This window comes from Corynebacterium sp. HMSC22B11, assembly GCF_001815965.1.
GTDB lineage: Bacteria > Actinomycetota > Actinomycetes > Mycobacteriales > Mycobacteriaceae > Corynebacterium.
Genome location: NZ_KV823489.1, coordinates 65,456 through 88,028, shown reverse-complemented (window position 1 = coordinate 88,028; position 22,573 = coordinate 65,456). Strand labels below are relative to the sequence as shown.

Here is a 22,573-nt window from a genome sequence, read left to right as displayed (position 1 = left end):
TCGATAAAGAGTTCTGGATAGAACAACGCCCGCCCCACTGGGGGCGGGCGAAGAACTAGTTCGACGAGCGTAGAGCTGGAATACGGCTGAGCGAATTGCTCAGCGGGACTTACTCAGCGTGACGGCCGGTCGGATCGTCGTCGTTAGCGACGGACGGGTCGACCTTCTTGGTGGAGACACCGTTCTGCTGCTGCAGCAGGTCGCGGATCTCGGCCAGCAGCTCGGTCTCGGTTGCAGCTGCCTCCTCGGTGGAGATGCCCTTGCGGCGAGCGTTCATCTCGGCCAGCTTGTTCATCGGCATGATGAGGATGAAGTAGACCACGGCCGCGATGATCAGGAAGTTGATCGCAGCGGTGATGACGGCGCCGAAGTCAATGAAGGTGGCCGGGTTGCCCTCGCGGATGTGGAAGCCCAGGCCGAACTCCGGGGAGCCGCCCAGCGCAGCGATCAGCGGGTTGACGATCTTGTCAGTGAAAGCGGTGACGATAGCGGTGAACGCGGAACCGACAACGACGGCCACTGCGAGCTCAACCACGTTGCCGCGCATCAGGAATTCCTTGAATCCAGACAGCATGAAAAATCCCCTTCTTAAAATTATAAAAGACTGAATTTATTATACCGATGAGCTGGGAAAATGATAGACCCCGTTCGGGGTGATTCCGGTGGCGACCGCGAGGTCGTGCGGGGCTGCGGGAACGCAAACACGCAGCTCCGGGTCGTCCACCACGGCCCAGATCGCTTGCAACCGGGGTGCAGGGAACGGTGTGCCGACCCCCGGGATCGTGACCGGATTCACAGCCGGAGCCACGGTGGGGGCGGCGTTGGCGTTTGATACCTCCACATTCTCGGACGGATGCGAGGCATCGCCCGCCACGAAGTCGGCGAGCGTGCGGTCGTAGAATCCGCCACCCTGGCCCAGCCGGGTGCCGTCAGAGCCCAGGGCGAGGGCGGGAAGGACGGCGACGTCCGCGTTATCGACCAGTTCTCCTAGGTTTTCGCCCGTGGGCTCCAGGATCCCCATCGAGTTCGCCACCAGGCCCGCCGCGCCAGTGAACGTCCGCCATTCCAACCGGCGTGGGTGGTGCTTAACGACCGGCAGGATCACCTCATAGCCCGCATCCCGCAGGGCTTGCGGCAGGTCTGCGCCTCCGGGCTCGCCCGGCAGCGCGCTGAACGCGGCCACTACCGGCCGGGAGCCGGGGAACCGCTGTTCCAGAGCTGCCACCAGATGGTGTTGGATGGCGCGGTCGCGCTGGGCGCGCTCCGCTGCCGGAACCTGCTTGCGGGTGTATCGGATTTCGGCGCGCAGATCAGCCTTCGCAGCGCGGGTTTCTTCGGGGTTGTGGGGCATGGTCTCCTTCGCTGCTTTTTGCTCTCTATTCGGGTGGGGTGGCGGTGGCGGAATTCTCAACGGATCTTTTCCGGCCCGCACCGGGTGTAAGTCCAGCATTTTGGCCTAGCTGGGCGGTACGATGCACCTCATGACTTCCAATGAGCTTCGCACAGTTGTGGTCCCCGCCGCAGGACTGGGGACGCGCTTCCTGCCTGCGACGAAGACGGTGCCCAAGGAATTGCTCCCCGTGGTCGACACTCCCGGGATCGAGCTTATCGCCAAGGAGGCCGCCCAGGCTGGTGCTGAGCACCTGGCGATCATCACCGCCCCGAAGAAGCAGGGCATCATGGCCCACTTCCGCACTGATGCTGAACTCGAGGCCACCCTCGAAGCTCGCGGTAAGGAGGACCAGCTCGCGAAGGTTCGCGCCACCGACGGCCTGATCGACGTGGCCGCCATCGAGCAGCCGGAGCCGCTCGGCCTTGGTCACGCCATCGGCCTGGCCGAATCTCACCTCGCTGAGGACGAGGAGTGCTTCGCCGTCATGCTGCCGGATGACCTCGTCCTGCCCTACGGGATCATGGAGACCATGCTGGAGGTGCGCCAGCGCTATGGTGGCTCCGTCCTGTGCGCAGTCGAGGTGCCGGAGGAGGACGTCTCCAAGTACGGTGTCTTCGATATCGCCGCCGACTCCGATGACCCGCAGGTCAAGAAGGTCAACGGCATGGTCGAGAAACCGGACCTCGAAGACGCCCCGTCGAACTTCGCGGCCACCGGCCGCTACCTGCTGGACCGGCAGGTCTTCGAGGCCCTGTCCCGCACCAAGCCGGGCAAGGGCGGGGAAATCCAGATCACCGATGCCATCGAGCTGATGATCTCCGAGGGGCACCCGGTGCACATCGTCGTCCACCAGGGCAAGCGCCACGACCTCGGCAACCCAGGCGGCTACATCCGCGCGTGCGTGGACATGGCTCTCGAGGATGAGACCTACGGGGAGTCCCTGAAGCAGTGGCTCGAGCAGCGACTCGGGGAGTAGCCCCATGCGCAGCGTTGAGGAACAGCTAGCGATCATCTCCGCGGCGGCGGTCACGCCGGAACCGGTGCGCATCTCCATTTCTGAGGCGCTCGGTCTGCGCTGCGCGGAGCAGATCGAGGGGGACCGGGCGGTACCCGGCTTCAACCAGGCCGCCATCGACGGCTACGCGGTGCGCGCCGTGGACGTCCGCGAGCCCGCCGACGGCGAGCTGCCCACCCTCCCGGTCGTCGGTGAGGTCACCGCAGGTTCGAGCCGTCCCGTTCGGCTGCAGCCGCGCCAGACCGTGCGCGTCCACGCCGGGGCGCCGATCCCGACTCTCGCCGATGCTGTTCTTCCGCTTGACTGGGTGGAGGTCGACGGCCGCCACGTGGAACCGCTACGCACCGTGAACTCGGGGGAGTTCGTCCACCGCCTCGGTTCCGACGTCCAGCCGGGCGACGTCGTCGTCGAGCAGGGCGCAGTGCTCGGCGCGGCCCAGGTGGGCTTGCTCGCAGCCATCGGCCGCTCCAAGGTGCTGGTCTACCCACGCCCGCGACTGAGCGTGCTCGCCTTCGGCCCCGAGCTCGTCGACATCGACCGCGACCCGGGCCTGGGGCAGATCCACGACGCCAACTCCTACGCCCTAGCTGCCGCCGCCAAGGAGGCAGGCGCTGAAGCGCACCGCATGGGAATCCTCGCTGGCGAGCCCCGCCGCATCAAGGAGGTTCTCGAAGCCCAGTTGATGCGCAGCGAGGTGCTCGTCATCACCGGCGCGATCGGTGGGGAAGGCAGCGACCAGCTGCGCGAGATCCTGGGCGAGCTTGGGCCGATGGAAACCACCCGCATTGCGATGCACCCGGGCTCCATCCTTGGCTTCGGCACCCTCGGCGCCGACCAGGTGCCGACCTTCCTGCTGCCGGCCAACCCCTCCGCAGCGCTCGTGGCCTTCGAAGTGCTGGTCCGCCCGCTGATCCAGATCATCCGCGGCCAGCGCCAGGCCACCCGCAGGGTGGTTCGGGCCCGCACCATCGCCGCGATCGACTCGGCGCCGCGTCGCCGCGGCTTCATCCGCGGCCAGCTGATGCGCGACCGGGAGACCCGCGAGTTTCTCGTGGACCCGCTCGGCGCGGTCGGCGGCGGGGAACCGACCCACCTGCTCGGCAGCTATGGCCAGGCCAACTGCCTGATTACCGTGCCTGCGGAAGAGACGCACGTCGCGCCGGGGCAGTTCGTCGACGTCCTCTTCCTGACCAACCGCTCCTAGCCGCGGGGAACTCACCGGGGAGCGGCGGACGTGGAGCTCGATAGGCGCCTGGCCAGGGGCAACGGGGCGCGGTGGCGGGTGCCTACCGTGTGGTTGCCGCAGGCGCGCCAGCGACCGGGCGCCGTTGCTGACTCCGCCACGGAGTTGCCGGTGCGCCTGCGGGAGCTCCGCCGCTCCGACGGTGCGGCCTGGCGCGCCTTCCGCATCGCCGATGAACACCTCCTGCGCCCTGTCGAGCCGACCGTGGCCACCTCCTGGGAGGAGGCGCACTCGCCGAAAATGTGGCGCCGGACCTACCGGGGACTCAAGTTCGCGGAGCGTCAGGGGGTAGCGATGTCGCTGGCGATCGAGGTAGCCGGCGAGTTTGCGGGCCAGCTCACGCTCGGCAACATGCAATACGGCACGATCGGTAATTGCTGGATCGGCTACTGGGTGTATTCCCGCTGGCAGGGCCGTGGGGTGGCTACCGCCGCCGTCGCCTTGGGTACCGACCTGGCGATGCTGGGGCTCGGCCTGCACCGGGTGGAGGCCACCGTCATGGAGGACAACCCCGCCTCCCGCCGCGTGCTGGAGAACACCGGGTACCGGGTCGAGGGGCGGCTGCAGCGCAACCTACACATCGACGGGCAGTGGACGGACCACCTGCTGGTCGCCCAGACAGTCGAGGAGCTCGGCCCCGGAATCACCCATCGGCTCGCGAACCAGGGACGTTTCCGGGTCGACTAGGCCTCAGGCAAAACTTCCGCGTTTTGGCTCGCCGCGCGGCGTGGCAGGAAGCGAAGCACCCAGGTTGCCGATACCTTGGAAGGTATTGTTGCTGGCCTTGCCGCCATCCTCCGGCAGGGCTAGTTCACCCGCTGGGTACACCCCAGAGGTCCAAACCGCTGTCTAGCTTTTAGGAGCATAAGTGTCCGGCTCCCTTCTGTTGATCCTCGCAGTATGGCTGCTGCTGATGGCGCCGTTGTTGCTGCGCAAGCAGTCTCCGGTGCGCCGCACGTCGCGGGGCATGTCCGAGACCCGAATTCTGCACGAAGGCGGTGCCAAGCGTTCCCGCCGTCCGCGCCGTCTGCTTCCCGCTGAGGGGCACTACATGTCCTCGGATGAGGACGTGGACGCGGACATCGATTTCGTCGAGGCGGAACCGGAGTACGTCCTTTTCGATGAGGACGTCGACGCCCGCGACGAGGAGCGTTCCAGCGAACATGCCGACATCGCCGATGGCGTGGAGACAGTGGACGCAGAGGTCGACGAGGACCACACCGACGTCGCCGAGGACGCCGCGGACGAGACCACCAACCTGGAGACCCTGGAGGGCGAGATCGTCGACGCCGACGCCGAGGACCTGGACGGCGAGGAGCACGTGGCGGACGCCCAGCGTCGCACCGTCCCGGCCGAGGTGCCGGCCATGAGCACCGAGTCCGTCACGGTCGACGCGGAGCTGGCCGACGACGCAGCAGACACGATGGCTCACGAGGACGCGAAGCACGAGGACGCCGGTGCGGACACGCCGGCGACCCTGCGCGTGGCCGAGGCGGAGCAGGCAGACACTGCGGACGCGGACACCGAGGACGCATTGGAGGAGCAGCCAGCGCTGCGTAACATCCCGACCGCCTACTTCCGCGGCGGGGACCTGCACGTGGACGCAGGGGTCTGTGAGGAGGACGAGGCTGCCGAGGCCGAGTCGCCGCTGGCCGAGGCCGAGGAGGAGAGCTTCGAGCTGTCCGAGGAGGACATGGAATTCATCGCCTCCCGCCGGGGCCGTGGAGTCTACGACCCGGTCGCATCCCAGCAGCTCTACAACCGCCGCCTGCAGCGCCGCAAGCAGGTGCTCGGCGTGCTCGCCGGGCTGACCGCGATCGCCCTGATCGCCAGCCTCATCGTCGGTGGCAAGCTGTGGATCGCTTTCCTCGTGACGGCTGCGCTCACCGGCGTGTACCTGTTCAACCTGCGCCGCCAGGCGATCGAGGAGGCCAAGCTGCGCCGCCGCCGTCTTGCACGGATGCGCCGCGCTCGCCTGGGTGTGCGCAACCTGGAGGACGCCGAGCTCGGCGTTCCGGACCGTCTGCTGCGGCCGGGCGCGATCGTCGTCGAAACGGACGAAGCGGACCCGGAGCTGGAGAACCTGGCCTACGCCAACGGCGGGGACTTCTTCGACGACGGCTTCGACGACTACCCGGGCGAGGACGCGGACCTGGACTACTGGGACGGTCCGCACGACCGCACCCACATCCGCGCAGTCTAAGGCGTACGCGCAGAACACGGCGGATAGTCAACGATGCTGGAACACCAGGTCGCCCGCGACGGCGCCTTGCTGCTGATCCGCGCCGTGCTGGGCACCATTTTTATCGCCCACGGCTGGCAGAAACTCTTCATCCAGAAGCTTGGGGGAGACTCCGGAGTGATCGCGGAGTTTTCCCACCAGGGGATCCCGCAGCCCGAGCTCTCCGCCTGGCTGGCCACCGGGCTGGAGCTCATCGGGGGAGCGCTTCTGGTCGTGGGCCTGCTGGCGCCGCTGATGGCTGGCCTGCTGATCTTGCACATGATCGCCGCGATGTACCTGGTGCACTGGTCCCAGGGGCTCTTCGCCGCCGATAACGGCATCGAGCTGCCGCTGGTGCTGTGCGCGGGGCTGCTGGCGATCGTGGTCTTCGGTTCCGGGCGGGCCAGCCTGGACCGGGCATTCTCCCGCTTCGGGTGAGCCGTCGGGTGAGCGGGGTGGAAAGGGCTAGCGCCGCCTCTGCTTGGCAGCGCGAGGCTTTTAGGGGAGCATAAGGTCTGTGGAATGCGCAGAAGTTCGGGCAGCGCTCTCGGCGCGGCTAGACGGCGAGGACGCCGCGGTGCCGGGAGAGATCGTGGACGCCCACGTGGCTCAGTGTGAGGAGTGCCAGGCGTGGTACGCGCAGGTGACCGCGATCGGGCGCGACCTGCGGCTGCGGGCCAACCCGCCCGCGCCGACCCAGGGGGCTGGTGCGGATCTCGCGGCCAAGGTGCTGCAGGTGGCCGAGGAAACCCCCGAGGTTGGTGGCGACATTCGTCGGCGGCAGCTGCCGTTGCTGGGGGCCCGCATCGCGCTGGCGGTGCTTGCGGTCGTCTATTTCCTCTGGGCGATCCTCCTGTTTGCTGGCTCGACCGCGGGTACCGCGGATCCCGCGCAGCTCTACGAAGCCATCCGGCCGGGGGAGGGGCCGCAGGCGGGGGCCGCGGACCCGGAGCTCGCGAAATACATGATTGATGCGGCCATCAGCCGCTTCGCCTTGGGCGCGGGCCTAGCCTGGGCATCCTGGGCGCCTCGCGCTGCCGGCGGGCTGCTGCCCGTCTACCTGGGGATGTGGGCCTTCGGCGGGGGCTTCGCCACCCGAGACATCATTATGGGGCTGGCGGGTGGCACCGGGGTCGATCCGGCACTCATCGGCAACCTCGCCATTCACCTCGCTGCGGTGATCGCGCTGGTGACCTGCTGGCTCTCCCGGCACCATACGATTCGGCCGCTGCGCGATTCCTGGCACGTGCTCTCAGCCAAGCCGATGAACTTTTCCGCGGTGGATGCCGAGGAGCATTCTCGCTACTATCCCGGCGATCATCGCCGCCACTAGCCGACCGATTGCCCTAGTTCCAGGAAGCCCTAGTGCCAGGAAGGCAGCCACATGCGGGCTGCCCACTCGGCGGGGCTCAGCGGCATGGCCGTGTACAGCGGCAGGAAGAATAGGAAATTCCACACCGCAAAGCCCATGTAGGCCACGACCAGTACCAGGCCGGCGTGGGACTGCAACCATGCCACCGGGCGGTGCGTGCTGCCGGGCGCCATGCGCCACCCCAAGACACGGCCGCAGATCAGCGCCAGGCCGATGATGAGGAAGGGCGCGAGGTTCAGCGCATAGAAGAGGTACATCTGGCGGTCGGTGTTCAGCAGCCACGGCAGGAATCCTGCGGCGAAACCCACGACCGGCACGACCCACACCAGATCCCGGAACCGGGCCAGGCGGTAGCAACCATAGGCCAGCACCAGCACGGTGGGGAACCAGATCGCCGGCGTCCCAACCAGTAGCTCCACGGTGCGGGTGCCGTCCTCGTGGCTGGGGTTGTAGTACATCAGGCCGCGGGTGGAGGCCAGCCAGGACCAGGGCTTCGACTCCCACGGGTGGTTGTGGCCGTTCGAGTTGGTCAGCTCCGAGTGAAAGCGAAGCACCGACACGTGGTAGTAGAGGAAGTTCAGGACAGAATCCGGCAGGAATCCCAGCGGGGATTCGGCCAGCGCGGTGGCGTCCTCGACGAGGCCAGATTCCACCGCGTGCCGGTACACGGAGGTCTCGCTGCCGAACCACGCCCGCCAGGACAGCAGGTAGCAGCACACCGGGATGATGACGACCGCGAAGAAGTGCGGCGGGGCGTCCCGAAGCAGCGCACCCAGCAGCGGGCGGCGCACGCCATAACGCCAGCGACGGTGCGCATCCAGGGCCACGAGGACCACGCCGAAGAAGGCCATGTAGTAGAGCCCGGACCACTTGATCGCCAGCGTGCCACCGAGCGCGATGCCGGCGGCGAAGCGCCACCAGCGGAAGCCCGGCCGCGGCCCAGCCGGGAAGTCCCCGATTCGGCCCTCACGAAACACGGCCCGGTAGCGGCGCTCCATCTCCTCGTGGTCGCGGACCAGGAAGTACACCGCGGCCACCAGGAAGAGCGTTTGGAAGTGATCCAGCATTCCGGAACGGCTGGTCAGCAGCAGAATGCCATCGGAGAGGGCGAGCACGCCGGCCAGCAAGCCGACCAGATCCGAGCGGGATAACCGCCGGGCGATGCCCGCGATCAGGCAGACCACCGCCACGCCCGCTAGCGCGGAGCACACCCGCCAGCCGAAGGGGGTGTAGCCAAAGACCCCCATTCCGGCGGCCATGATCTCCTTGGCCAGCGGCGGGTGCACGACCAGCCCATAGCCGGGGTTATCCTCGATGCCTCCCAGCACCAGGTGGTCCCAGCCGCGCAGGATCTGCCAGGCCTGGGGGACGTAGTGCTTTTCGTCGAAGACCGGGGTACCGCCGTCAGTGGGGGAGCCCAGATTGACCATCCGAAGGAGGGCAGCGAAGGCGGCCAGCAGAAGCTGAATGAGAGCCCAACGGCGTTGGTTCATCCGCTGCTTCGGCTGGCCCACGCGGGGCTCGGCTGGCCCGGTGGTCGGCGCCGGGGTGGTCTTCGTTGTCACAGGGAAAGCTTATCCGATGTGGATTTTGCTTTAAGCGGTGCCATGCTGGTGGCATGAGCTCCGCACCGACGCACTCCCGCACCATTGACGCCCCAGCCCCGGACTTCGGCCACCTGTGGGAACAGGCCTGTGCCAATCCGCCGCTGCCGGACGGTGGCATCATTCTGGCTGCCACGCCCCTGGGCAACCCGCAGGATGCGTCGATCCGGTTGCTCCACGCCCTGGCCACCGCAGACGTGATCGCGACGGAGGATACCCGCCGCAGCCGGGCGCTCGCCGACGCGCTGGGGGTCAGCATCCGTGGCAAGGTGCTCTCCAATTTCGACCACAACGAGGAGCACCGCGCCGAGGAGCTCGTCGAAGCCGCGGCCACCGGCCAGCGGGTGCTGGTCATCACGGACGCGGGCATGCCCTCCGTGTCGGACCCGGGTTTTCCTGCCGTCGTCGCAGCCCACCAACGCGGCGTCCCGGTGACCTGCCTGCCGGGTCCGTCCGCTGTGCCGACGGCACTGGCGCTCTCCGGGATCGGGGTCGGTCACTTCCGCTTCCTGGGTTTTGCGCCGAGGAAGGACGGCCAGCGCCGCCAGTTCTTCGACGCCGCCCGCAGCGGGGACGAGGCCGTCTGTTTCTTCGAGTCACCCCACCGGCTGGCCTCGACGCTCGGGATTGCCGCCGAGGTGCTGGGGCCGGAGCGTTCGGCGGCTGTGTGCCGGGAGCTCACCAAGACCTTCGAGGAGGTCAAGGCGGGCACGCTCGGTCAGCTCGCCGAGTGGGCGGAGGCCGGGGTCAAGGGGGAGATCACTGTTGTGATCGAGGCGACCGCGGCCACCGCGGAGGTCGCGCCCGAAGACGTCGTGGGCGAGGTCGAGGAATTGGTATCCCAGGGGCAGCGGCTGAAGGCCGCCGCCGGGGAGGTGGCTGCCTCCCACGGTCTCGGAAAGCGGGACGTTTACGAGGCGGTACTGGCCGCCCGGGCGGAAAAATAGGCCACAACCTGCGCATCAAAGCGAATTTGTTATCAGATTGTTATCTCTTGGTAGGGAAGAGCGCCCTGAACAGCGCTATAACAATTCTGGCAGCCACCTAGAAAACCGCTGTGAGCCCGTTGCGAGCTCGATAACGGCGCCAAAAACTAGCAAAACGCAAAAATCCCACGCACAGTGGGGCAATGAGCAATTCTGAGAACACCCTTGACCAGCTGAAGGAAGGCAGTATCTCGCCGCAAGAGGCCCAAGACGCCGCGCGGCTGAGTGAACCCGCGGATAGTGCCGCGGCCAAGGACGAGCGCGCAGGCATCGACTGGGTCGTCACCGGCCCCGCCGCCGCGCTCGTCCTCGCCGTGGTGGCCTGGGGGCTCGTGGGTTCCGAGTCCTTCGCCAACTTCGCCAGCCAGGCGCTGGACTACGTCGTCGTCGACTGGGGTTGGCTGTTCGTCCTCGCCTCGACCGTGTTCGTCTTCTTCGTGCTCTTCGTGGCCTTCTCGAAGTTCGGCCACATCAAGCTCGGCAAGGATGATGAACAGCCGGAGTTCTCAACATTCTCCTGGGTTGCGATGATGTTCGCCGCCGGCATGGGCATCGGCCTGATGTTCTACGGCACCACCGAGCCGCTGACCCACTTCCGCACCGGCGTGCCGGGCCGCCCGGAGGGCAACGTGGGCGAGGCCTTCGCCTCCACGCTCTTCCACTGGGGTCTGCACCCATGGTCGCTGTACGCCATCGTCGGCCTGGCCATCGCCTACGGCACGTTCCGTCTGGGCCGCAAGCAGCTGCTGAGCTCCGCGTTCATCCCGCTGATCGGCCACCGCCTGGCCGAGGGCTGGCTCGGTAAGCTCATCGACATCCTGGCTATTTTCGCCACCGTCTTCGGCACCGCCGCCTCCCTGGGTATTGGTGCTCGCCAGATCGCCTCGGGCATGGAAATCGTCGACTGGGTCGATAACCCCGGCAACACCCTGATCGTTGGCATCATCGTCGTGCTCGGCATCGCCTTCCTGATCTCCGCCGCATCCGGCGTAGGCAAGGGCATTCAGTGGATCTCGAATACGAACATGGTGCTGGCATCGATCATCGCCCTGTTCGTCCTCGTTGTTGGCCCGACCGTCGTCATCATGAACATGGTCCCGACGACGCTGGGCAACTACCTGCAGGACTTCTTCGCCATGGCCTCCCGCACCGCCCAGTCCTCCGAGGACGCCGGTGACTGGCTGTCTAGCTGGACCATTTTCTACTGGGCATGGTGGGTCTCCTGGTCCCCGTTCGTGGGCATGTTCCTGGCTCGTATTTCCCGCGGCCGTACCGTCCGCGAGTTCATCATGGTGATCCTGCTCGTCCCGACTTCCGTGACGATCCTGTGGTTCTCCATCTTTGGCGGCACCGCGATCCACCTCGAGGAGACCGGCAAGTCCATCTGGGGCGACGGTGATGCCACCAAGATGCTGTTCAACCTGCTGTACGAGTACCCATTCGGCGCGGGTGTGTCCATCATCGCGATGCTGCTGCTTGGTACCTTCTTCATCACCTCGGCGGACTCCGCCTCCACGGTGATGGGCAGCATGTCTCAGCGCGGCCGCCTCGTCGCATCCCCGGTTGTCACCGTCCTGTGGGGTGTTCTCACCTGCGCCATCGCGGTGATCATGCTGACCACGGGTGATGCGGACTCGCTGGATAACCTGCAGAACATCACGATTATCGCGGCCTCCCCATTCGTGTTCATCATCATCGCCCTGATGTTCGCCGTGGTGAAGGCCCTGGGCGACGATCCGCTTTACCTGGACCAGAAGAACCAGCGGAAGATGGTGCTGCGCGTGGCCCGCGAATACCGGGAACGCGAAAACCGCGAGCTCGTGAAGCGCGCCCTCCGCACGAAGAACCGTCGCGAGGACGTCACCGGCACGACGGCAGCCACCGCACCGCACGCCCCGGCGACGGCAGACGCCGAGGCCGCGGTCGAGGACTCCACCGCCGCTCAGTCCTACGTCGCCGAGGACCTCGACGGCCTGGAGACGATGAGCGTCTACGACGGCGGGAAGGTCGTTGAGGTCGTCGACGCCGAAGACGTCGCCGACTACATCAACAACCGCAACGGCGAGGACGCCAGCGGACGCAGCTAAGCCGCCACGGTCCCTCGCAGAACTCAGCCCCACCTACCCGGTCGGAACTAGCCCCGGGAGGTGGGGCTTTGTTCGCGCAGCAGGCACGGATCTAATAGGGTTTAAGGCATGTCAAAGCGCGTACTCACCTCTGTTGCCTGGCCCTATGCCAACGGCCCCCGTCACATCGGCCACGTCGCCGGCTTCGGCGTCCCGTCCGACGTTTTTGCCCGTTATCAGCGAATGATCGGCAACGACGTGCTGATGGTCTCCGGCACGGATGAGCACGGCACCCCGCTGTTGGTGCAGGCGGATAAGGAAAACACCACGGTCCGCGAGCTCGCAGACCGCTACAACCGCATCATCGTCGAGGACCTCGTGGGACTGGGCCTGTCCTACGACCTGTTCACCCGCACCACCACCCGCAACCACTACGCGATCGTGCAGGAGCTGTTCCGCGGGCTCAACGACAACGGCTACATGCTCAAGCAGACCACCCGTGGTGCCGTGAGCCCGTCCACCGGCCGCACCCTCCCGGATCGCTACATCGAGGGAACCTGCCCGCTGTGTGGCGCCACCGACGCTCGCGGTGACCAGTGCGATAACTGCGGCAACCAGCTGGACCCGGCCGACCTGATCGACCCGCGCTCCAAGATCAACGGCGAGACCCCGGAGTTCGTCGACGCCGAGCACTTCATGCTCGACCTGCCCGCCCTGGCCGAGGCGCTGGAGGAATGGCTGAAGGGACGCGATGACTGGCGCCCCAACGTCCTGAAGTTCTCCCTGAACCTGCTGAAGGACATCCGGCCCCGCGCGATGAGCCGCGACATCGACTGGGGCGTGCCCGTCCCGATCGAGGGCTGGCAGGATAACAACGCCAAGAAGCTCTACGTCTGGTTCGACGCGGTCGTCGGCTACCTCTCCGCATCCATCGAGTGGGCCTGGCGCACCGGCGACCCGGAGGCCTGGCGCAAGTGGTGGAACGACCCGGAGGCCGTGTCCTACTACTTCATGGGCAAGGACAACATCACCTTCCACTCCCAGATCTGGCCAGGCGAGATGCTCGGCTACGCCGGCAAGGGGAGCAAGGGCGGCGAGCAGGGCGAGCTGGGCGAGCTGAATCTGCCCACCGAGGTCGTCTCCTCCGAGTTCCTGACCATGTCCGGCTCCAAGTTCTCCTCCTCCAAGGGCGTCGTGATCTACGTCCGCGACTTCCTCAAGGAGTTCGGCCCCGACGCGCTGCGCTACTTCATCGCCGTCGCAGGCCCCGAGAACACAGACACGGACTTCACCTGGGACGAGTTCGTTCGCCGCATCAACTCCGAGCTGGCCAACGAGTGGGGCAATCTCGTTAACCGCACGGTCTCCATGGCGCACAAGAACTTCGGCGAGATCCCGCAGCCGGGCGAGTTCACCGCCGAGGATCAGGAGCTGCTGGACGAGGCGAAGCAGGCCTACACCGTGGTCGGCGACGCGCTGCAGCTCTCCAAGTTCAAGGCAGGAATGACCGAGGCCATGCGCATCGCAGCGCGAGCCAACCAGTACATCGCCGCCCAGGAGCCGTGGAAGCTGGCGAAGGACGAGACCCAGCGCGAGCGCCTGGCTACCGTCCTGTACGTTGCCCTGCAGGTTGTCGCGGACGTCAACACCCTGATGACCCCGTACCTGCCGTTCTCCGCTCAGAAGGTCTTCGAGACCCTCGGTGGCGAGGGGATCTGGGCAGCCCAGCCGGAGATTGTTGAGGTCAAGGACGAATCCCCGCGCACCCCGGTCGGTGTGGGCCTGCCGGAAGAGGGGAGCACCTACCCGGTCATCATGGGTAACTACACCGAGCAGCAGGCCACCTGGCAGCGCATCGAGCTGACCCCGGGCACCCCGCTGAGTAAGCCGAAGCCGCTGTTCCAGAAGCTGGACCCGGAGCTGGCGGAGACCGGCCCGGAGTGGGCGCCGGTCGCCAAGGACTAGCTGACCGGTAGCGTGGGGGATATGTCTAAAAAGAAACGCCCCACGCCTGTCCTGCCGGAGAGCATCGGAGCTCTCTTCGACTCCCACACCCACCTGGCCTCCACCGTCGCCAAGGGGGCACGGGAGGGGCAGGATCGCCGTGCTGCTACCGCGGAGATCGTCGCCCGCGCCGGACAGGCCGGGGTGGAGCGGATCTGCACCGTCGGTGATGGACTGGCCGAGACCGAGCTGGCGCTGGCGGCGGCCCAAGAGTTCGACAATGTCTGGGCCGCCTGCGCGATCCACCCGACCCGCGCCAACGAGCTGGATGAGGCAGCCAAAACCAGCCTCATCGAGATGGCCGCCAACGAGCGTTGTGTGGCGATCGGGGAGACCGGCCTGGACGCGTATTGGATCAAGCACGACGACACCACGCCCTCGCTCGAGGTACAGGAAGCCGCGCTGCGCTGGCACATCGACCTTGCGGTCAGCGCGCGCAAGCCGCTGATGATCCACAACCGCGAGGCGGACGAGGATCTGATGCGCATCCTCGCGGATGCCCCGCAGCCCACCGACGTGATCCTGCACTGCTTCTCCTCTCCGCTGGACGTGGCCCGCGAGGCCATCGACCGCGGCTACGTTCTCTCCTTCGCGGGCAATGCGACCTTCAAGCGCAATGAGGAGCTCCGGGAGGCTGCGCGCCTGGCCCCGGCCGAGCAGATCCTCGTGGAGACCGACGCCCCCTATATGACGCCCGAGCCCTTCCGTGGTGCGCGCAACGAACCCGGGTTCGTGGGATACACAGCCCGGGTGCTCGCGGAGGCGCGCGGCCAGTCGCCGGCCGAATTCGCGGAACTGGCGTGGGCGAATGCCAACCGCGTCTTCGGCCTCCCTGGTTAGGGGCGAGCCAAGCCACGTTATCTTCAGGTCGGGCTCCCCGGATCAGGGCGAGTCAAACCCCGTTATCTTCCTACGCGACCCAGGGAACCGCAGGCGCGTCCGGCGCTTACGGTCCTGGTGCGCAAGCGTGCTGCCGTTGCGCGTGTGACGGCCTGTTATTGCTGTTACAGTGCGCATTCCCCGACCTGGGGTGATTTTGCCCACGTCTCTGGATTCTTCTGGCTTTAACTTCATCGTTATCGTATTGTGATAAAGGTTCAGCCCCGCTGGGGGCGAAGCGATCACAAGAAAATCGAGAGGTTTCGAGTGTCTCCTAAGAAGAAGTCCAGCCTGCACCGCATCAACAACACCAACTCCACGCCACTGCGCCTGGCCACCGGCGGCATGCTGGCGACCCTGGTTGTTGGCGGTGGCGTTGCCGCGGCGGCGCACAAGAACATCACGCTGGACGTCAACGGCGAAATCATCGAGGCCAGCTCCGTCACTGGCAACGTCGGCGACATCCTGGAGAAGAACGGCGTCGAGGTCAACGCCAAGGACCTCGTCAGCCCGGCACCGTCCGAGTCCGTCTCCAACAACGACACCATCAAGGTGCGCTCCGCCAAGCAGGTCGCCCTGATCATCGACGGCAAGCGCGAGAACGTCGACACCACCTCCGTCACCGTCGAGGAGATGCTGCGCCAGGTCGGCAAGTACGACGAGATCGCCACCGGCTCCCTCTCCGCCGGTATGAACACCAAGATCCCGGCTGAGGGCATGGATCTGGACGTCACCACGTCCAAGTACTTCACCCTCAACGACGGCGGCAAGCAGGGCCGCATGAAGCTGCCGGCCCGCACCGTCGCCGACATCTTCGAGCTGCGCGGCACCCCGCTGGGCAAGGACGACATCGTCACCCCGTCTGCTGATACCCCGCTGCGCGAGGGCATGCACATCGACGTCGTCCGCGTCTCCAAGAAGGATCACACCTTCGAGCGCGCTGTGAGCGCACCGGAGCGCGAGATCGAGGATGCCAACCTGCCAGAGGGCGAGCGCAAGGTCGTCAAGGAGGGCAAGGACGGCAAGGAGCGCGTCAAGCTGCTGGTCACCCGCCACAACGGCAAGGTCACCGACCGCAAGGTTCTGGAGCGCGAGGAGCTCGAGGCCCCGGTTGAGGCAGTGGTCAAGGTCGGCACCAAGCCGAAGAAGCCGGCTGGCCCGGATGCCCCCGCAGTCGCGAACGGCTCCGTGTGGGACGAGCTCGCGCAGTGTGAGGCGACCGGCGACTGGTCCATCAATACCGGCAACGGATTCTCCGGTGGCCTGCAGTTCACCCCGTCCACCTGGGCTGGCTTCGGTGGCACCGAGTACGCTCCGGCAGCCCACATGGCCACCCGCGAGCAGCAGATCGCCGTGGCAGAGCGCGTCCAGGCCGCGCAGGGCTGGGGCGCTTGGCCTGCCTGCACCGCGAAGATGGGCCTGCGCTAAAGCCCAGCGTTCGCAGAACACAAGCACTCACCGGCAGCCGTAGCGGGGGAAGCATTTTCGCCCGCTACGCTGCCGGTCGTTTATATTCGAAGGCGTGAATGATGACGTGCGTGCCCAGGATGCCCCGGCGCTAGACGGGGGAGTATCGCTGCTCGGGCCGGTGGAGATCCGCCAGCTCGCTGAGGAGCTGGGGGTTAACCCCACCAAGAAGCTCGGCCAGAACTTCGTCCACGACCCAAATACGGTTCGTAAGATCCTGCACGCCGCGGATGTCGGCCCGCAGGACCACGTGATCGAGGTTGGCCCCGGGTTGGGCTCCCTGACGTTGGCGCTGCTGGGCGCGGTGGGGGAGGTCACCGCCGTCGAGATCGACCCGCTGTTGGCAGGACGGCTGCCGCACACCGTCGCCGAGCAGGCCGCTCCGGTCGCCGATAAGCTCCACCTCATCCTCCGCGACGCCCTCCAGGTCACCGCCGCTGATTGGGCTGAGCAGGGGCTGGCGGCACCCACCGCGCTGGTGGCGAACCTGCCCTATAACGTCTCCGTCCCGGTGCTGCTGCACCTGCTGGAGCAGTTCCCCACGATCAGTCGGGTGCTCGTGATGGTGCAGCTGGAGGTCGCGGACCGGCTGGCCGCCAAGCCGGGCAGCAAGATTTACGGGGTGCCCAGCGTGAAGGCCCGTTACTACGGCGATACCTTCCGCGCCGCGACGATCGGCAAGAACGTCTTCTGGCCCGCCCCGAAGGTGGACTCCGGGTTGGTGCGCATCGACCGCTGGGGTGTGGGGGACAAGCCGGCTGCGCCGTGGGCCGAGGCCGTTGCCGCGTCCGGATTCGCGGAGGAGGACGTGCGGCGGGAGACCTTCGCCCTGGCGGACGCGGCCTTCCTGCAGCGGCGCAAGACCCTGCGCGCCGCCCTCTCCGGACACTTCGGTGGTGGACAGCAGGCCGAGGAGGTCTTGCGTGCGGCGGGCATCGACCCGAAGCAGCGTGGGGAGAAGCTCGGAGCCGAGGAATTCGTGGCGCTTGCCCTCGCCAGCCTCGTCAGCAAGGAGGGGCAGTGAGCACGCAGCGAACCGGTGACGAGCGCGGGGACACCCCGCGCATCAGCGTGGCCGCCACCGCGCACGGCAAGATCAACCTTCACCTGGCAGTCGGCGACGTCCGGCCGGACGGCTACCACGAGCTGGAAACCATCTTCCAGTCCGTGAGCCTTAAGGAGACCGTGACCCTCACCGCGGTTCCGCGCGGAGAGGAACCCGAGCTCACGGTCGCGGGACCGGATGCCCACCTCGTGCCGCGCGACCCCAGCAACCTCGCCTGGCGGGCCGTCGAGCTCGTCCGCGACCTGTGGTGCGAGCGCGCCGGGCTGCTGGAGGACCCAGCCGCGGACCCGACGACCCGCGCGCCGTCGGTGAGCATCCACATCGATAAGAATGTGCCCGTGGCCGGCGGGATGGCCGGTGGCTCCGCGGACGCCGCAGCCGCCCTCGTCGCCGCCGTGGAGTTCTACTTCGGCCGTCAGCCCCTGCCGTATCCCACCCCGCGCAAGGCCGCGGCGCCCAGCCAGGCGGAGTTACTGCAGATCGCCGGCACCCTGGGCGCCGACGTGCCCTTCTGCGTGCTCGGCGGCACCGCGCTCGGGACCGCCCGCGGGGACGAGCTGATCAGCATTATGTCCCAGGGGCCCTACCACTGGGCGATCGCCACCGATAAGCGCGGGCTGTCCACCCCGGAGGTCTTCGCGCAGCTGGACCGCCAGCGGGAGGCCGCGCGCACCAGCAACCGGCCGGATATCCGCGCCCAAGGCACCGAGGAGTTGATGCGCGCGCTGGTGACCGGCGACCCCCATCAACTCGCCCCGCTGCTGGTCAACGACCTGCAGGCGCCCGCGATCAGCCTACTGCCGAGCCTGCGGCAAACGCTGGCGGTGGCCAAGGAGGCCGGCGCGCTCGCTGCCATCGTCTCCGGCTCCGGGCCATCCATCGCCATGCTGTGCGAGGACGAGGCCAGCGCCGTGGAGGTCGCCACCGCCGTATCCGTGGCGGGCAAGGCCAGCGCCACGGTCGTGACTAGTTCGCCCGCGCCGGGGGCGCGCGTAGTCCGCAGCTAGCCTGGAAAACACAAGAAAAACAGCACAACAGAAATTAAAGGAGAGCGAAAACCCACCGTGGTGAACCTCATCAACCTGGAAAACGTCGAGAAGTCCTATGGCCTGAAAACCCTGCTGGACAAGGTCAGCCTCGGAGTCAACGAGGGCGACCGCATCGGCGTCGTGGGCCTCAACGGTGGCGGCAAGTCCACCCTCCTGAAGGTGATTTCCAAGCAAGTGCCTGCCGACGCGGGGCGGGTGTCCCATAACAACGATCTCCGCCTGGCGATGGTCACCCAGGACGTCCTCCGGGAGTGCCTCACCGACCCGGAGAAGAAGGACCTGACGGTCGGGCAGGCTGTCCTCGACCCGCTGGGCATGGAGACCTACGAGTGGGCCTCCCAGCCGAAGGTGCGCCGCGTGCTGCACGGCCTGGGCATCGTGGAACTCGGCCTCGACACCCCGGTCTCGCAGCTCTCCGGCGGTGAGCGCCGCCGCACCGGCCTGGCCGCCGCACTGGTTCAGGACCTCGACCTGCTCATCCTTGACGAGCCCACCAACCACCTCGACGTCGAGGGCGTGCAGTGGCTGGCCGAGCACATCCTGTCCCGCAACACCGCGCTGCTCGTCGTCACCCACGACCGTTGGTTCCTCGACACCGTCGCCACCTACACCTGGGAGGTCCACGACGGGAAGGTGGACGTTTACGAGGGTGGCTACAACGACTGGACGTTCGCCCGAGCCGAGCGCACCCGCCAGGCCAACGCCGCCGAGCAGCGCCGCCAGAACCTCGCCCGCCGCGAGCTCGCCTGGCTGCGCCGCGGGGCACCCGCCCGCACCTCCAAGCCGCGCTACCGCATCGAGGCCGCCGAGGCCATCATCGCGGACGTCCCGCCGCTACGCGACAGCGTGGAGCTGATGAGCTTCGCCGTCCGCCGGCAGGGTAAGAAGGTCATCGACCTGGAGGATGCCAGCATCAGCACGCCGGACGGTCGGCGCCTCATCGAGCACCTCACGTGGCGTCTGGGGCCCGGTGAGCGCATCGGCCTGGTGGGGGTCAACGGCTCCGGCAAGACCACCCTGCTGCGCACCCTGGCGGGCGACTACCCGCTGGACTCAGGCAAGCGCATCGAGGGCAAGACCGTGCGCATCGGCTGGCTCCGACAGGAACTCGACGACCTTGACCCGGAGCGACGCCTGCTGGACACCGTCACGGACGTGGCCAGCTACGTAACGATCGGGGAGAAGGAGATCTCCGCCTCCCAGCTGGCCGAACGGTTGGGATTCAGCCCGAAGCGGCAGCGCACGCCGGTGAAGGACCTCTCCGGTGGTGAGCGCCGCCGTCTGCAGCTGACCCGAGTGCTCATGAGCGAACCCAACGTGCTGCTGCTCGACGAGCCCACCAACGACCTGGACATCGACACCCTCCAGGAACTGGAGACGCTGCTGGACAACTGGGCTGGCACCCTCGTGGTCATCTCCCACGACCGCTACCTCATCGAGCGGCTCTGCGACTCCACCTGGGCGCTCTTCGGCGATGGGGAGCTCACAAACCTCCCCGGCGGCATCGAGCAGTACCTTCAGCTGCGCGCCGAGCAAGCCAAGGCCGACGGCACGGATGAAAACTCCATGAACCTGGGTGGCCAGGGCGGCGACGTCGAGAAAGCAGAAAAGAAGGAATCTAGCGGCCTGAGTGCCCAGGAGGACCGCGAGCTGCGGAAGCAGATGAACGCCGCGGAGCGGAAGATGGCGAAGCTGGCCGAAAAGATCGCGGGGCTCGAGGAGGAGATGGCCAAAGCTGCCGAGGCCATGGACCACGAGAAACTCGCCGAACTCAACGAGGCGCTGCAGGCAGCCAAGGACGAGCACGAGGAGCTCGAGATGGAGTGGCTGGAGGCCGCGGAGCGCCGCGAAAACGCCTAGCCGGGTGGGGAAATAAAAACCTGGCGAGGGTCGCGGCTGCATGGCTAGCATTGGGGTCATGATTCTCATTAACGTTCGATTCAAGCCCCTGGACGAGCACGTCGAGAACTTCCGCGAGCACGTCGCGGAGTTCACCGAGGCCACCCGCAAGGAGCCGGGTTGCCTGTGGTTCGACTGGTTCCGCAACACGGACGACCCGAGCGAGTACATCCTCATCGAGGCCTTCGAGGACGACGCTGCGGAGGCGCACGTGAACTCCGAGCACTTTAAGAAGGCCACGGAGCTCTTCCCGACGATCCTCAAGGAGACCTCGCAGATCATCAACACGCAGATCCCGGGGAAGACCGAGTGGGACCGCATGGCGGAGTTCCAGGTCGACTAAAACTATCGTGGCGGCGCGCCGGGAAACCCGGCCCGTCGCCACAGGTATATCTAGCGAAGAAAAAATCAATTAAGGGTGGGTATCGTGACGCAGTTTATTTCCACAGTGGTTGAAGGCCGGACGGGAATCATCGAACTCGACCGTCCGAAGGCGCTGAACTCCCTCAATCAGGAGATGATCACGGGGATCCGCGAGGCCGTGGATGGTTGGTTGGACGACGCCGCCGTCGAGCAGGTTCTCATCCGGTCCAGCAGCGAGCGGGCGTTCTGCGCTGGGGGCGACGTCCGTTCCGTCGCCAAGGACGACGCCGCCGGTTTCCACCAGTCCGGTGACGAGTTCTTCGAGGAGGAGTACGGGCTGAATCGCCGCCTGGCCACCTACCCGAAGCCCATCGTCGCCGTCTGGCAGGGCGTGGTGATGGGAGGTGGGTTCGGAATCTCCGCCCACGGCTCCCACCGCGTCGTCGGGCCCAAGGTGCTGGCTGCGATGCCGGAGGCAGCAATCGCTTTTGTTCCGGACGTCGGCATGACCCACCGCCTGAACAACCTCACGCCCCCGGAGGGCTACGCGGAGCAGCTCCCGGAGGCTGGGGCGTTGGCCGTGTTCCTCGGTACCACGGGGTGGCGGATGAATAGCGCCGACCTGCTGGCCACTGGGCTGGCAACGCACTTCGCGCCCGATCCGCAGGCCTTTGGCGATGCGGTGGGGGCGAAGGGGCTGGCCCGCGCGCTGCGCGAGGATGCTCAGGAACCAGCCACGGCGCTCGCTGACGGCGTGGCGGGTGAGCCATCTACGCTCATCGCGAATGCGCAGCTGATCAGCGAAATCTTCGGTGAGGAGTCTTGGCTGGAGATCGAACAGGCGCTCGCTGCAGCCAGCGCCCCGGACGAGGCGGGGGAGAAGTTCCTCGCAGATGCTCGCGCGGCGGTGAAGAACGCCAACCCGACGAGTCTGGTAGCGATCACCGAGATCATGCGGCACGCCCGCCACACGGACCTGGCCACCGCGCTGCGCAACGAGTTTGCGGTGGGGGCTGCCCTGCGGCGCGAGCCCAACTTCCCGGAGGGCATCCGGGCAGTGCTGGTGGAAAAGGATCAGTCGCCCCACTTCGAACCCGCGGCTGCCGCCGACGTGGACCCAGCCGTGTGGCGGGAGATGCTGGAGTCTTAACCCGGCTTAGTTGGTGCCGAAACCACGCTCGAGGCGGTCGAAGCCGGTGTCGAGGATGGTCTCGAGCGCCTCTTCACCGGCGTAGCCGGGGTTGTTGGCGATCTCGGTGGCCGCGTTGACCATCGCCGTTACCGAGTTGATCAGCAGGTGGATCTCCACGAGGCTGAGCGCGCCATCGCAGTAGCGGTGTACCGCGTGGGTGAGGCTGCCGAAGATCTCGAGCAGCACGCCCGTGCCCTCGCGGTCCATCTGCACCGTCATGTGCTCACCGAGGGAGGATGCGAGGTTGATCGCGGGCAGCGGGTTCTCGCCCGAGGTCATGATCTCATGGGTGATCTGGCGCAGCAGCTGCACCGGGGTCAGTCCCGGTTCGGTCCGGTCGATCCACTCGGCGATCTGGCGGACGTAGGTCTCGATGAAGTACAGGAACGCTGCGTCGCGGTTGGGGAAGTAGTTGTGGAAGGTGCGGGAGGAGACACGGGCGCGCCGGGTGATCGCCCGGATGCTGGCGCCGTCGGAACCCTCCTCGAGCATGAGCTCGGCCGCCGCGCGGGCGAGGGCGTCACGGGTATCGGCCTTCTTCCGGTCCCGCAGGGTACGTAGCTTCTTCGCAGATCTCTCGGCGACTGAGTGCCACTGGCCTTCAGAGCCTCCGCCGAAGGGAGAGCGTGAGTTGTTCTGGGTTTCGCTCAACTCGAACCACCTAAATGAAAAATTCTTTGCCCTTACGAGCGGGGCAAACCTTTTAAGGGATTATTCCCTATCTGGTGCAAAACTACGTGAAATTCTGTTCATC

General features: G+C 66.7%; 20 protein-coding genes. 16 read left to right on the top strand and 4 right to left on the bottom strand.

Annotated features, from left to right (window positions below):
* Positions 1-109: 109 nt before the first annotated feature.
* Both mscL and HMPREF3088_RS04655 read right to left on the bottom strand, forming a co-directional pair.
* Positions 110-574, bottom strand: coding sequence for a large conductance mechanosensitive channel protein MscL (gene mscL / locus HMPREF3088_RS04660; RefSeq protein WP_070758652.1), 465 nt, complete (start codon positions 572-574; stop codon positions 110-112).
* Between the two features lie 39 nt (positions 575-613).
* The gene (locus HMPREF3088_RS04655; protein WP_070758651.1) at positions 614-1,351 is read right to left on the bottom strand and encodes a 5-formyltetrahydrofolate cyclo-ligase; all 738 of its coding nucleotides are present in this window, start codon (positions 1,349-1,351) and stop codon (positions 614-616) included.
* A gap of 130 nt (positions 1,352-1,481) precedes the next feature.
* On the opposite strand from HMPREF3088_RS04655, the gene HMPREF3088_RS04650 reads away from it, so the two are divergent.
* The 6 genes from HMPREF3088_RS04650 (at position 1,482) to HMPREF3088_RS04625 (ending at position 7,205) form a co-directional block, all read left to right on the top strand.
* Positions 1,482-2,369, top strand: coding sequence for a UTP--glucose-1-phosphate uridylyltransferase (locus HMPREF3088_RS04650; RefSeq protein WP_210401486.1), 888 nt, complete (start codon positions 1,482-1,484; stop codon positions 2,367-2,369).
* A gap of 4 nt (positions 2,370-2,373) precedes the next feature.
* Entirely contained in the window at positions 2,374-3,612 is a 1,239-nt protein-coding gene (glp, locus tag HMPREF3088_RS04645; protein ID WP_070758649.1) for a molybdotransferase-like divisome protein Glp, read from the top strand.
* Between the two features lie 30 nt (positions 3,613-3,642).
* Positions 3,643-4,338, top strand: a complete 696-nt coding sequence (locus tag HMPREF3088_RS04640; protein ID WP_070758648.1) for a GNAT family N-acetyltransferase — start codon at positions 3,643-3,645, stop codon at positions 4,336-4,338.
* A gap of 181 nt (positions 4,339-4,519) precedes the next feature.
* Positions 4,520-5,854, top strand: a complete 1,335-nt coding sequence (gene glpR / locus HMPREF3088_RS04635) for a divisome protein SepX/GlpR (protein WP_070758647.1) — start codon at positions 4,520-4,522, stop codon at positions 5,852-5,854.
* Positions 5,855-5,887: 33 nt separating this feature from the next.
* Complete coding sequence (locus HMPREF3088_RS04630) at positions 5,888-6,310, top strand: DoxX family protein (RefSeq protein ID WP_070758646.1); 423 nt, start codon at positions 5,888-5,890, stop codon at positions 6,308-6,310.
* 79 nt (positions 6,311-6,389) lie between these two features.
* Positions 6,390-7,205: a zf-HC2 domain-containing protein gene (locus HMPREF3088_RS04625; protein ID WP_070758645.1), complete on the top strand. Its 816-nt coding sequence runs from the start codon at positions 6,390-6,392 to the stop codon at positions 7,203-7,205.
* Between the two features lie 29 nt (positions 7,206-7,234).
* Here the strand turns inward: HMPREF3088_RS04625 and HMPREF3088_RS04620 are convergent, their stop codons facing one another.
* Positions 7,235-8,737 (bottom strand): dolichyl-phosphate-mannose--protein mannosyltransferase, encoded by a 1,503-nt coding sequence (locus HMPREF3088_RS04620; RefSeq protein ID WP_246818051.1) that lies wholly within the window; start codon positions 8,735-8,737, stop codon positions 7,235-7,237.
* 125 nt (positions 8,738-8,862) lie between these two features.
* Here HMPREF3088_RS04620 and rsmI point away from each other — a divergent pair, with 125 nt between their 5' ends.
* From rsmI to HMPREF3088_RS04570, 10 genes are all read left to right on the top strand, one after another.
* Positions 8,863-9,795: a 16S rRNA (cytidine(1402)-2'-O)-methyltransferase gene (rsmI, locus tag HMPREF3088_RS04615; RefSeq protein ID WP_371441297.1), complete on the top strand. Its 933-nt coding sequence runs from the start codon at positions 8,863-8,865 to the stop codon at positions 9,793-9,795.
* A 182-nt stretch (positions 9,796-9,977) separates the two neighbouring features.
* Positions 9,978-11,921, top strand: coding sequence for a BCCT family transporter (locus tag HMPREF3088_RS04610; protein ID WP_070758643.1), 1,944 nt, complete (start codon positions 9,978-9,980; stop codon positions 11,919-11,921).
* 108 nt (positions 11,922-12,029) lie between these two features.
* Positions 12,030-13,865 carry a methionine--tRNA ligase gene (metG, locus tag HMPREF3088_RS04605; RefSeq protein WP_070758642.1) on the top strand — a complete coding sequence of 612 codons (1,836 nt, stop codon included), beginning with the start codon at positions 12,030-12,032 and terminating at the stop codon, positions 13,863-13,865.
* A 21-nt stretch (positions 13,866-13,886) separates the two neighbouring features.
* Positions 13,887-14,744, top strand: a complete 858-nt coding sequence (locus tag HMPREF3088_RS04600) for a TatD family hydrolase (protein WP_070758641.1) — start codon at positions 13,887-13,889, stop codon at positions 14,742-14,744.
* Positions 14,745-15,050: 306 nt separating this feature from the next.
* Positions 15,051-16,211, top strand: a complete 1,161-nt coding sequence (locus HMPREF3088_RS04595; RefSeq protein WP_070758640.1) for a resuscitation-promoting factor — start codon at positions 15,051-15,053, stop codon at positions 16,209-16,211.
* Between the two features lie 94 nt (positions 16,212-16,305).
* Positions 16,306-17,274 (top strand): 16S rRNA (adenine(1518)-N(6)/adenine(1519)-N(6))-dimethyltransferase RsmA, encoded by a 969-nt coding sequence (rsmA, locus tag HMPREF3088_RS04590; protein WP_246818046.1) that lies wholly within the window; start codon positions 16,306-16,308, stop codon positions 17,272-17,274.
* Positions 17,271-18,323 carry a 4-(cytidine 5'-diphospho)-2-C-methyl-D-erythritol kinase gene (locus HMPREF3088_RS04585; RefSeq protein ID WP_070758638.1) on the top strand — a complete coding sequence of 351 codons (1,053 nt, stop codon included), beginning with the start codon at positions 17,271-17,273 and terminating at the stop codon, positions 18,321-18,323. Before rsmA ends, HMPREF3088_RS04585 begins: the two co-directional genes overlap by 4 nt.
* A gap of 57 nt (positions 18,324-18,380) precedes the next feature.
* Entirely contained in the window at positions 18,381-20,225 is a 1,845-nt protein-coding gene (locus tag HMPREF3088_RS04580; protein WP_070758637.1) for an ABC-F family ATP-binding cassette domain-containing protein, read from the top strand.
* Positions 20,226-20,283: 58 nt separating this feature from the next.
* Complete coding sequence (locus HMPREF3088_RS04575; RefSeq protein ID WP_070758636.1) at positions 20,284-20,607, top strand: putative quinol monooxygenase; 324 nt, start codon at positions 20,284-20,286, stop codon at positions 20,605-20,607.
* 84 nt (positions 20,608-20,691) lie between these two features.
* Positions 20,692-21,777 (top strand): 3-hydroxyisobutyryl-CoA hydrolase, encoded by a 1,086-nt coding sequence (locus HMPREF3088_RS04570; protein ID WP_070758668.1) that lies wholly within the window; start codon positions 20,692-20,694, stop codon positions 21,775-21,777.
* Positions 21,778-21,783: 6 nt separating this feature from the next.
* Here the strand turns inward: HMPREF3088_RS04570 and HMPREF3088_RS04565 are convergent, their stop codons facing one another.
* Positions 21,784-22,470, bottom strand: a complete 687-nt coding sequence (locus tag HMPREF3088_RS04565) for a TetR/AcrR family transcriptional regulator (RefSeq protein WP_070758635.1) — start codon at positions 22,468-22,470, stop codon at positions 21,784-21,786.
* Positions 22,471-22,573 lie beyond the last annotated feature (103 nt).

What these genes read in the sequence shown, in the direction of transcription:
- mscL (WP_070758652.1), bottom strand. Translation starts at nt 574, where the DNA reads ATGCTGTCTGGATTCAAGGAATTCCTGATGCGCGGCAACGTGGTTGAG.
- HMPREF3088_RS04655 (WP_070758651.1), bottom strand. Translation starts at nt 1,351, where the DNA reads ATGCCCCACAACCCCGAAGAAACCCGCGCTGCGAAGGCTGATCTGCGC.
- HMPREF3088_RS04650 (WP_210401486.1), top strand. Translation starts at nt 1,482, where the DNA reads ATGACTTCCAATGAGCTTCGCACAGTTGTGGTCCCCGCCGCAGGACTG.
- glp (WP_070758649.1), top strand. Translation starts at nt 2,374, where the DNA reads ATGCGCAGCGTTGAGGAACAGCTAGCGATCATCTCCGCGGCGGCGGTC.
- HMPREF3088_RS04630 (WP_070758646.1), top strand. Translation starts at nt 5,888, where the DNA reads ATGCTGGAACACCAGGTCGCCCGCGACGGCGCCTTGCTGCTGATCCGC.
- HMPREF3088_RS04620 (WP_246818051.1), bottom strand. Translation starts at nt 8,737, where the DNA reads ATGAACCAACGCCGTTGGGCTCTCATTCAGCTTCTGCTGGCCGCCTTC.
- rsmI (WP_371441297.1), top strand. Translation starts at nt 8,863, where the DNA reads ATGAGCTCCGCACCGACGCACTCCCGCACCATTGACGCCCCAGCCCCG.
- HMPREF3088_RS04610 (WP_070758643.1), top strand. Translation starts at nt 9,978, where the DNA reads ATGAGCAATTCTGAGAACACCCTTGACCAGCTGAAGGAAGGCAGTATC.
- metG (WP_070758642.1), top strand. Translation starts at nt 12,030, where the DNA reads ATGTCAAAGCGCGTACTCACCTCTGTTGCCTGGCCCTATGCCAACGGC.
- HMPREF3088_RS04600 (WP_070758641.1), top strand. Translation starts at nt 13,887, where the DNA reads ATGTCTAAAAAGAAACGCCCCACGCCTGTCCTGCCGGAGAGCATCGGA.
- HMPREF3088_RS04575 (WP_070758636.1), top strand. Translation starts at nt 20,284, where the DNA reads ATGATTCTCATTAACGTTCGATTCAAGCCCCTGGACGAGCACGTCGAG.